Annotated in this window: 8 protein-coding genes; 7 read left to right on the forward strand and 1 reads right to left on the reverse strand. The window is 65.6% G+C overall.

The genetic code is table 11. The features are described 5' to 3' along the window. Positions 1-53: 53 nt before the first annotated feature. The gene (locus P2Q66_RS08095) at positions 54-812 is read left to right on the forward strand and encodes a DUF998 domain-containing protein (protein WP_275727072.1); all 759 of its coding nucleotides are present in this window, start codon (positions 54-56) and stop codon (positions 810-812) included. Here the strand turns inward: P2Q66_RS08095 and P2Q66_RS08100 are convergent. Next, positions 805-1,434, reverse strand: a complete 630-nt coding sequence (locus P2Q66_RS08100) for a hypothetical protein (protein ID WP_079597822.1) — start codon at positions 1,432-1,434, stop codon at positions 805-807. The two genes, P2Q66_RS08095 and P2Q66_RS08100, sit on opposite strands and share 8 nt — an antisense overlap. Positions 1,435-1,466: 32 nt before the next feature. Between P2Q66_RS08100 and P2Q66_RS08105 the strand changes: the two genes are divergently transcribed. From P2Q66_RS08105 to sucD, 6 genes are all read left to right on the forward strand, one after another. Continuing rightward, positions 1,467-2,297 carry an inositol monophosphatase family protein gene (locus P2Q66_RS08105; RefSeq protein ID WP_079597821.1) on the forward strand — a complete coding sequence of 277 codons (831 nt, stop codon included), beginning with the start codon at positions 1,467-1,469 and terminating at the stop codon, positions 2,295-2,297. A gap of 76 nt (positions 2,298-2,373) precedes the next feature. Continuing rightward, positions 2,374-4,929 (forward strand): DNA helicase PcrA, encoded by a 2,556-nt coding sequence (gene pcrA / locus P2Q66_RS08110; protein ID WP_275727076.1) that lies wholly within the window; start codon positions 2,374-2,376, stop codon positions 4,927-4,929. Positions 4,930-5,022: 93 nt separating this feature from the next. Continuing rightward, positions 5,023-6,315, forward strand: a complete 1,293-nt coding sequence (locus P2Q66_RS08115; protein WP_275727079.1) for a nucleotide disphospho-sugar-binding domain-containing protein — start codon at positions 5,023-5,025, stop codon at positions 6,313-6,315. 6 nt (positions 6,316-6,321) lie between these two features. Next, positions 6,322-7,029 (forward strand): hypothetical protein, encoded by a 708-nt coding sequence (locus P2Q66_RS08120; RefSeq protein ID WP_275727082.1) that lies wholly within the window; start codon positions 6,322-6,324, stop codon positions 7,027-7,029. Between the two features lie 222 nt (positions 7,030-7,251). After that, positions 7,252-8,421 (forward strand): ADP-forming succinate--CoA ligase subunit beta, encoded by a 1,170-nt coding sequence (gene sucC / locus P2Q66_RS08125; RefSeq protein ID WP_275727083.1) that lies wholly within the window; start codon positions 7,252-7,254, stop codon positions 8,419-8,421. 11 nt (positions 8,422-8,432) lie between these two features. Further along, positions 8,433-9,335 (forward strand): succinate--CoA ligase subunit alpha, encoded by a 903-nt coding sequence (gene sucD, locus P2Q66_RS08130; RefSeq protein WP_079597816.1) that lies wholly within the window; start codon positions 8,433-8,435, stop codon positions 9,333-9,335. Positions 9,336-9,380 lie beyond the last annotated feature (45 nt).

A 9,380-nucleotide genomic window follows, 5' to 3' on the forward strand; every position in this document is an offset into this window, starting at 1 on the left:
GGCCGGACACGGATACAAGCATACAAGGTGTGGGGCCGTACTACGCTCAAAGCATGAGTTCAGCCGCGTCCGCTACCCCCGCAGTGGCCTTTATTCCGGATACAACCTCCACCCGGCAGTACATCGGGGCGTGGTCCGTGCTGAGCGTGCTGCAGTATTTTGCGGCCGAAGCTGCAGTGATCGGGGCTTGGGCGGGTCCCCGGCCGTACGACCTGCGGACCGGCTACATCAGCGATCTCGGTGCAATCAACTGCGGCATCTATGACGGCAGGGATGTTTGTTCCCCGCTGCACTGGCTGATGAACGCCTCGTTCGTGGTCCAGGGCCTGGGGATGCTGCTGGGCGCCCTGCTGCTCAGTTCCGGGCTGCTGTGCGTGGCAGCCCGCGCCGGCGTCCGGGTCCAACCCGGGCAGCGCAAGCCGTGGCTGGCGGCCGTCTGGGTCCGGGTGCTGGCCGGGACGGCAGGGGCAGGAACCGTCATTGTGGGACTGGTCCCCGAGGACGTGGGTTCCTTCTGGCACTTTGCCGGAGCGGTCATGTACTTCCTGGCCGGCGCCGTTGCCCTGCTGGTGCTGGGAACCCTGTGGTTGCGGAAATCCGGGATGGCCTGGTTCATCCTGGTGTGCGGCGGGGTATCCCTGGCTGCGCTGGCCACCGGAGCCCTGACCGGGATGGACGTCCCCGAGCCCGGCACCCTGGAACGGCTGATGGGTTATCCCGTGACGGTGGGGATGGCGGCGGCGGGCCTGGTCATTGCCCGGCGCGTGCACCGGCACCGGAAGCAGGTACGCGCCGCAGCGGCCGTCAGGTAGCGGTTTTTGCCTTCCGCGCCTTGAACACCACAGCCGCGGCTCCGGTGAGCAGGCACAGGACCAGGAGAACCCAGCCGGCAACGGTGAGGCCGGACGCCACGGCCACCTGGCCGGCATCGGGCGCACCGGCAGCGAGCATTCCGTCGATGGCGACGTTGCCCCACAGACGGGCCACCACGAACAGCAGGAGCAGCGCCCACAGCGTCCAGCGCACCGCCCTGCGGGCCACGTTGGTCCCGATCAGCAGCAGCCACGTGAAGCCGAAAATCAGCGGGAAGAGGGTTCCGGCGGTCTTGTGGACGTAGTTGAGCTGCCCGCGCGCGTCAGCGTCCATCGCCGCCTGCAGCTGGCCGACATACCCGGGATCGAAGCCGCCCACCAGGGAATCCGGCATGGCCAGGCCGCCGGACAGCTGCCGGAGCTGGTCCAGGGTCAGCAGGTGCAGGTACCAGAACAGGAACAGGCTTGCCACCACCCCGGCAACCAGGATCAGGTTGCTGTTGCTTTCCGCTTTCTCCGGCGTGCGGGCCGTGGTGGGGTTGACCACCGGCGGCAGGTGGTGCTGCGGCACCACCGCCTTGGAGCCGTGCTTCTTGATCCGCTGGGCAGGGGTTTTGGCCATGGCACCATTATCCCGCCCCATAAACTGAAGCCATGACCAATGGCCGGCACAGCGCAATAGAACTTGACCCCTCACTGGACGACCACCAGCTTGCGGCGGCCCTGGTCCGCGAAGCCGGGCAGCTGGCGCTGCTGATGCGGATGGCCGGGCTGCAGTCCCAGCAGAAGACCTCCATCTCGGATGTGGTGACAGCCGCCGACCATGCCGCAGAAGCCTATGTGCTGGAGCAGCTCCAGCGCTGCCGGCCGGAGGACGGCATCCTCGGCGAGGAGGGGGCCTCGGTCAAGGGCAGCAGCGGCCGGACCTGGGTGATCGATCCCGTGGACGGCACCTACAACTTCCTGCACGGCTCCACCTACTGGTGCTCCGCCATCGCGCTGAAGGACACCTCCGACGTGCTGCTCGGCGCCATCTACCAGCCGGAGGAGGACAAGCTCTGGCTGGGCGGCCGTACGCACCCCGCCACCCTGAACGGGGAGCCGCTCACCGTCTTCCAGGACAACAGGGGAGCGCGGAACGCGACGGCGGTCGCCGAACTGGGTGCCGCCACCTACATCCATCCCCGCTGGCTCATGGACCCGTTGTGCGCCATGCCGTGGCACGCCGCGGCAACGTCCGCCGCGACGCTCCGCATGCTGGGTTCGGGCTCCTGCGACCTGGGCAGGGTGGCGGACGGACAGATGGGCTGCTGGTTCCAGCACAGCTGCCCGGAATGGGACTGGCTGCCCGGCAAGGCCATCGTCCGGGCCGCGGGCGGCGCCGTGGACACGGTCCGGGTCAACGGCCTGGAATGGTTCATGGCAGGAGGAACGACGGCGGTACGGGAGTTGCGTGCGGCCCTTGAGTCCGGCTCGGTCGCCTGAGGATTACTGCCCTGTCCTTCCGTAATCCACAGGCTGGAAGTGCGTGTCGGTCCCACCGCCTAGACTTGTAGGCACCATGGATATGTTGTTTGACCCGTACTCTGACGGACCGTTCAAGGCCGCTCCCGCAGCGGCCACCCGCACCAAGACGCGTCCTGACGGCGTGGCCACCGCGGCCGGTCCGGGCGGCAGCGCGCCCTCCTGGAACCCTGAGGGCAACCGCCATGGGGGCGGCGGGCAACCTGGCGGCCAGCACGGGGACGACCCGTCGGGGAGCCACCGGCAGGGTGCCCGGCGGCCGGACGCGGCCCAGCTGCTGGAGGGACTGAACCCGCAGCAGGAGGAAGCGGTTAAGCATGCCGGCTCCGCGCTGCTGATTGTGGCCGGTGCCGGTTCGGGAAAGACCCGCGTGCTCAGCAACAGGATCGCCTACCTGATCGCCACCGGGCGTGCCCACCACGGCGAAATCCTGGCCATCACCTTCACCAACAAGGCGGCCGCCGAAATGCGGGAACGCATCGAAGCCCTGGTGGGCGGCCGGGCCAAGATCATGTGGATCTCCACGTTCCACTCGTCCTGCGTGCGGATCCTGCGGCAGGAGGCCGCAAACGTCGGCCTGAAATCGAACTTCTCCATCTACGACTCCGCTGACTCCCTGCGGCTCGTCACGCAGGTATCCAAGGCACTGGACCTGGATCCCAAGAAGTTCGCGCCCAAAGCCATCCAGCACAAGATCTCTGCGCTGAAGAACGAACTGATCGACGCCGATTCCTATGCCTCGGCAGCGAACTACAACGATCCCTTCGAACAGGCCGTGGCCGAGGTGTACAAGGGCTACACCCAGCGGCTGCGCCAGGCCAACGCCATGGACTTTGACGACCTCATCGCCGAGACGGTCTTTATGTTCCGCGCGTTTCCGGCGCTCGCCGAGTCCTACCGCCGACGGTTCCGCCACGTCCTCGTGGACGAATACCAGGACACCAACCACGCCCAGTACGCCCTGGTCCGCGAAATCGTGGGGGAGGGGCCCGGCGCATCGGAGCTCACGGTGGTGGGCGATTCCGATCAGTCCATCTACGCCTTCCGCGGCGCGGACATCCGCAACATTGTGGAGTTTGAAAAGGACTATCCGGAGGCCCGCACCATCAAGCTGGAGCAGAACTACCGCTCCACGCAGAACATCCTCAGCGCGGCCAACTCGGTGATCTCCCGCAACCCCAACCGCCCGGAAAAGCGGCTATGGACCGCGGAGGGCGAAGGCCACAAGATCATTGGCTACGTGGGCGAAAACGAGCACGACGAAGCACAGTTCATCGCCAAGGAAATCGACCGGCTGCAGGACGAGGACAACCTCCGTCCCGGCGACGTCGCCATCTTCTACCGGACCAACGCCCAGTCTCGCTCCATCGAGGACGTGCTGGTCCGCGTGGGCCTGCCGTACAAGGTGGTGGGCGGCACCCGCTTCTACGAGCGCAAGGAAATCAAGGACGCCCTCGCGTACCTCCGGGTCCTGGTCAACCCCGACGATGACGTCAACCTCCGCAGGGTCCTCAACGAACCCAAGCGCGGGATCGGCGACCGCGCTGAAGGCGCCGTGGCCGCCTTGGCGCAGCGCGAACGGACATCATTCATGGCTGCCGCCCGCCGGGCTGAGCACGCGCCGGGCATGGCAACCCGTTCGGTCAACGCCGTCCTTGGCTTCGTGAAGCTGCTGGACGACCTTGCAGAGGTGGCATCCGGTTCCGGCGCCGCCGCGGCACTGGAAGCCGTCCTGGAACAGACCGGCTACCTTGCCGCGTTGCGTTCCAGCACCGATCCCCAGGACGAGTCCCGGGTGGAAAACCTGGCGGAACTTGTCGCCGTCGTCCGTGAATACGAACGCGACAACCCGGAAGGCTCGCTCGCAGCGTTCCTGGAACAGGTGTCCCTGGTGGCTGACGCCGACCAGATCCCCGATGCCCCGGGAGCCGATATCGACTCCGCGGTAGCTGAGGCAAAGCGGCTGGGCGTGGTCACCCTGATGACGCTCCACACGGCCAAGGGGCTCGAATTCCCGGTGGTGTTCCTGACCGGCATGGAGCACGGCCTGTTCCCGCACCAGCGGTCGGCAACGGACCCCAAGGAACTCGCCGAAGAACGCCGCCTGGCGTACGTGGGCCTGACCCGTGCTCGGAAGCGGCTGTACGTCACCCGCTCCGAGGTCCGCAGCATGTGGGGCCAAAGCCAGTACAACCCTGCCAGCCAGTTCCTGGAGGAGATTCCTGCCGAGCTGCTGGAGTGGAAGCGTGAAGGTACCAGCCGGCAGGCCGGCGCCTGGGGCGGCGGATCCATCGGTTCGGGCCGCTACAGCGGATCCTTCTGGGGTGCAGGCACTGCCCGCGGCGCGGCAGCTGACTCTTCTGCCGGCTTCAACGCAGACGTTCCCGCCGTCATCGCCCGGAACCGCGTGCAGCCGCAAAAGGAAATCGTGGCCGTCAGCGTGGGGGACAAGGTAAACCACACGAGTTTTGGCAACGGGACGGTCCTGGCGCTGGAAGGCGCAGGGGACAAAACGGTAGCCAAGGTGAAGTTCGACGTCGGCGAAAAGCGCCTGCTGCTGCGGTACGCGCCGCTGACCAAGCTGGACGCGTAGGCGAACGGGGGCGAGCCCTTGCCCGCTTCCGTCATTCGCGGCTACAGTTCAGGAACTTCCCCCAGCAGCGGTACCCGAGGTCGGAGTGGGACCATGAACATCCTGTTCGCGAGCCAGGCAATTGATGGCCACTTCAATCCGATGACCGGTGTGGCCATGAGGCTCAAGGAGCGGGGCCACGATGTCCGCTGGTACACCGGCCCGGTGTTCACGGGAAAGCTGAAGGGCCTCGGGATTCCCCTGATCCCCTTCAAGCGCGCCATCGAACACCGCGCCGACAATCTCTTTGAGCTGTATCCGGAGCGGGCCAGGCTCAAAGGGCCCCGGGCCATCGGCTTCGATGGCGAAAAGATCTTCGCCAGCAACATCAGCAACTTCTTCGAGGACATCCGTGACCTGCAGCAGGAGTTTCCCTTCGATGCCCTGGTGGTGGACAGCTCCATGTTCGTCCAGCGGCTCGTGTCGCACCTGCTGGGCAAGCCGGTGGTGAATGTCGCGGTGATACCCAACATGGAGAGCGATCCGCTGGTGCCCCCGCTCTTCTTCGGCTTCCGGCCGCCGCGGAACCCGGCCGAGAAGGCCCTGCAAACCGTGGCCGGTCAGCTGTCGGACAAAATCATCCTCCGCCCTGCGCACCAAAGCTACCGGCGCCAGCACACCTTCTACGGCCAGGACGTGCCCAAAAGGGGCAGGCTCACCGACGATGCGTACCGGTGCTCGGACGCCGTCATCCAGGCCGGCACGCAGTCCCTTGATTTTCCGCGCCGCAACACCAACCCCAAAGTGCACTACGTCGGGGCGCTCCTGCCATACCGCCGCCCCGGCGCCGACGTAGCGGAAGAGCTGCCGCCCGGATACTCCACAACCATCGTGGTCACCCAGGGCACCGTGGACAACGCGGACCAGGACAAGCTCATCATTCCCGCGCTGGAGGCGCTGCAGGACATGGATGCCCTGGTGATTGTGGCAACAGGCGGCAGGGGAACCGCCGAACTGAACCGGCGCTACCCGCAGCCAAACATCCTCATCCGCGACTATGTGGACTTCGCCGCCGTCTTTGAGTCCACGGACGTCTTCGTCACCAACGGCGGGTTCGGCGGCGTGCAGTTAGCCCTGTCCAAAGGCGTCCCGCTGGTGGTGTCCGGCATCAATGAAGGCAAGAGCGATGTCAACGCCCGCGTGGAATATGCCGGTGCCGGCATCAACCTGCGGACCGAGGCTCCCTCGCCGGAGAAGATCAGGAGGGCCGTGCACTCCATCCTTGCCGAGCCGGAGTGGAAAGAACGGGCGCAGCAGATGCGGCAGGACTTCGCCCGGCAGGATCCGGCCGAGGCCGCGGCAGACGTTGTGGAAAGGGTGCTCGCCTCCAGGCGAACCCCGGCATGAAGCATAATGGGGGCCATGCGACGGACTGTTTGGGGGATGCTCGCCGCCCTTGTGCTGGCGGCCGCCACGGGATGCACCGTGACCACCGAGGACCCCGGCTACGTGCCGCCGCCTCCGCCGGCACCGATGGACCAGCTGGAACAGGCGGCGTTGGCCAATCCCGACGATTTTTCCAGCACTGAGGGCGTCCTCTCCTTCATCACCGAGGACCGCAGCATTGTCTGTTCGCTGACCTCCGCGCGCGGCGAGCATGTGAACCTCCCCTACGAAACGAACAGCTTCACCGACTTAGCGAACAACAAGCTGGCCATCGTCCCCGTGGCCCACTGTGAACTGGCCAAATACCCGAAGCCCGCCCACGGCGACGTCCGGGATGACTGCGCCGGAACATCGCTCGGCTACCTGGGCGGCGTTGCCTTCCTGACCCCTGACAACGCAACGTACGGTGAGTGCCGCTCCGGCGTCACACAAATGGAGGCAACCTACGGCCCCAACGGCAACAGGGCGGGTGCCCTCGCCCAGCTGCCGGTCCTGGCGGAGGGCCTGAACCTCGAACGCAACGGGCTGCGGTGTTCCGCCTACAACGGCGGCGTGGCATGCGGAAACGTGTCCGCCGGCGTGGGATTCTTTGTTTCCCCGGAGCGTTACGAACTGATCTCCAGGCCGGAAAACGGTGCCCCGCCTCCACCCGCCGAGGCCTCAAAAACCCCGTAAATACGCGGTTTTTCTACGCCTCATAGAATAGTGTCCTTACTCACATAAGAGGTAGTCTGGGACGGCCCGGTCCCTCCAAAGGACTAGAGTTCCCCATGGAGCATCACGCCGCGTGGCTCGTTTCCAACAGGCCTCCGGTGCGTGCAATTCCGCAGCCCGGTCATCGTCTTCGATGGTGCCCGACTGTACAGAAACTACTTCGACGTAGAAGGACACTAAACCGTGGACCTGTTTGAATACCAGGCGCGCGATATGTTCGAGGCGCACGGTGTACCCGTGCTTGCCGGCATCGTGGCGCACACCCCAGAAGAAGCAAAGGCAGCTGCCGAGAAGATCGGCGGCGTTACTGTCGTAAAGGCTCAGGTCAAGGTTGGTGGCCGAGGCAAGGCCGGCGGCGTGAAGGTCGCAAAGTCCGCCGACGAGGCGCTTGAGCACTCCACCAACATCCTGGGTATGGACATCAAGGGCCACACCGTCAAAAAGGTGATGATCGCCCAGGGTGCGGACATCGCCGAGGAATACTACTTCTCCGTCCTGCTGGACCGGGCCAACCGCAACTACCTGGCCATGTGCTCGGTTGAGGGCGGCATGGAAATCGAACAGCTCGCCGTCGAACGCCCGGAAGCGCTGGCCAAGATTGCCATCGATCCCGCCATCGGCATCGACCAGGCAAAGGCCGACGAAATCGTCGCAGCCGCAGGCTTCGCTGAGGAACTGCGCGGCAAGGTGGCCGACGTCATCCTCAAGCTCTGGGACGTCTTCAAGAAGGAAGACGCCACCCTGGTGGAGGTCAACCCGCTCGTCAAGACCGGTGCCGGCGAAATCGTGGCACTGGACGGCAAGGTGTCGCTGGACGAGAACGCCGAATTCCGTCACGCCAAGCATGCCCTCCTTGAAGACAAGGACGCTGCTGACCCGCTTGAGGCCAAGGCAAAGGCGCAGGACCTCAACTACGTCAAGCTGGACGGCGAAGTGGGCATCATCGGCAACGGTGCAGGCCTGGTCATGTCCACCCTGGACGTCGTTGCCTACGCCGGTGAAAACCACGGCAACGTCAAGCCCGCCAACTTCCTGGACATCGGCGGCGGAGCTTCGGCCGAGGTCATGGCCGCCGGCCTGGACGTCATCCTGGGCGACGAGCAGGTCAAGTCCGTGTTCGTGAACGTCTTCGGCGGCATCACCGCCTGTGACGCCGTGGCCAAGGGCATCGTCGGCGCGCTGGCCGAGCTCGGCCACACTGCCAACAAGCCGCTGGTAGTCCGCCTCGACGGCAACAACGTCGAAGAAGGCCGCCGCATCCTGAACGAGGCCAACCACCCGCTGGTTACCCTGGCCGCCACCATGGACGAGGGCGCCGACAAGGCCGCCGAGCTCGCCAACGCAGCGAAGTAAAGGGACGCACCATGTCTATTTATCTGAACAAGGACTCCAAGGTCATCGTCCAGGGCATCACCGGCGGTGAAGGCACCAAGCACACCGCCCTGATGCTGAAGGCCGGCACCAACATTGTGGGTGGCGTCAACGCCCGCAAGGCCGGCACCACCGTCCTGCACGGCGACGCCGAGATCAACGTCTACGGCACCGTCAAGGAAGCCATGGCAGAGACCGGCGCCGACGTCTCCATCGTCTTCGTCCCGCCGGCATTCACCAAGAACGCCGTTGTTGAAGCCATCGAGGCCGGCATCGGCCTGGTGGTTGTCATCACCGAAGGCGTGCCGGTCCAGGACTCCGCCGAATTCTGGGCCCTCGCCCAGTCCAAGCTGGACGCTGACGGCAACCAGGTCACGCGCATCATCGGACCGAACTGCCCCGGCATCATCACCCCCGGTGAAGCACTGGTGGGCATCACGCCGGCCAACATCACCGGCAAGGGCCCCATCGGCCTGGTCTCCAAGTCGGGCACCCTGACCTACCAGATGATGTACGAACTGCGCGACCTCGGCTTCTCCACCGCCATCGGCATCGGCGGCGACCCCATCATCGGCACCACGCACATCGACGCCCTGGCTGCGTTCGAAGCCGACCCCGAGACCAAGGCGATCGTGATGATCGGCGAAATCGGCGGCGACGCCGAGGAACGTGCTGCTGACTTCATCAAGGCCAACGTCACCAAGCCGGTTGTCGGCTACGTTGCCGGCTTCACCGCTCCTGAAGGCAAGACCATGGGCCACGCCGGCGCCATCGTCTCCGGTTCCGCCGGAACCGCCCAGGCCAAGAAGGAAGCCCTCGAAGCTGCAGGCGTGAAGGTCGGCAAGACGCCGTCCGAGACCGCCACGCTGCTGCGCGAGGTTTTCGCAGCCCTCTAAGGTTCTCTCCAACAACGCGGGGTCACTTCCCGCCCTTTCCACACT

Source organism: Arthrobacter sp. Cr_A7 (assembly GCF_029222765.1).
Classification (GTDB): domain Bacteria; phylum Actinomycetota; class Actinomycetes; order Actinomycetales; family Micrococcaceae; genus Arthrobacter.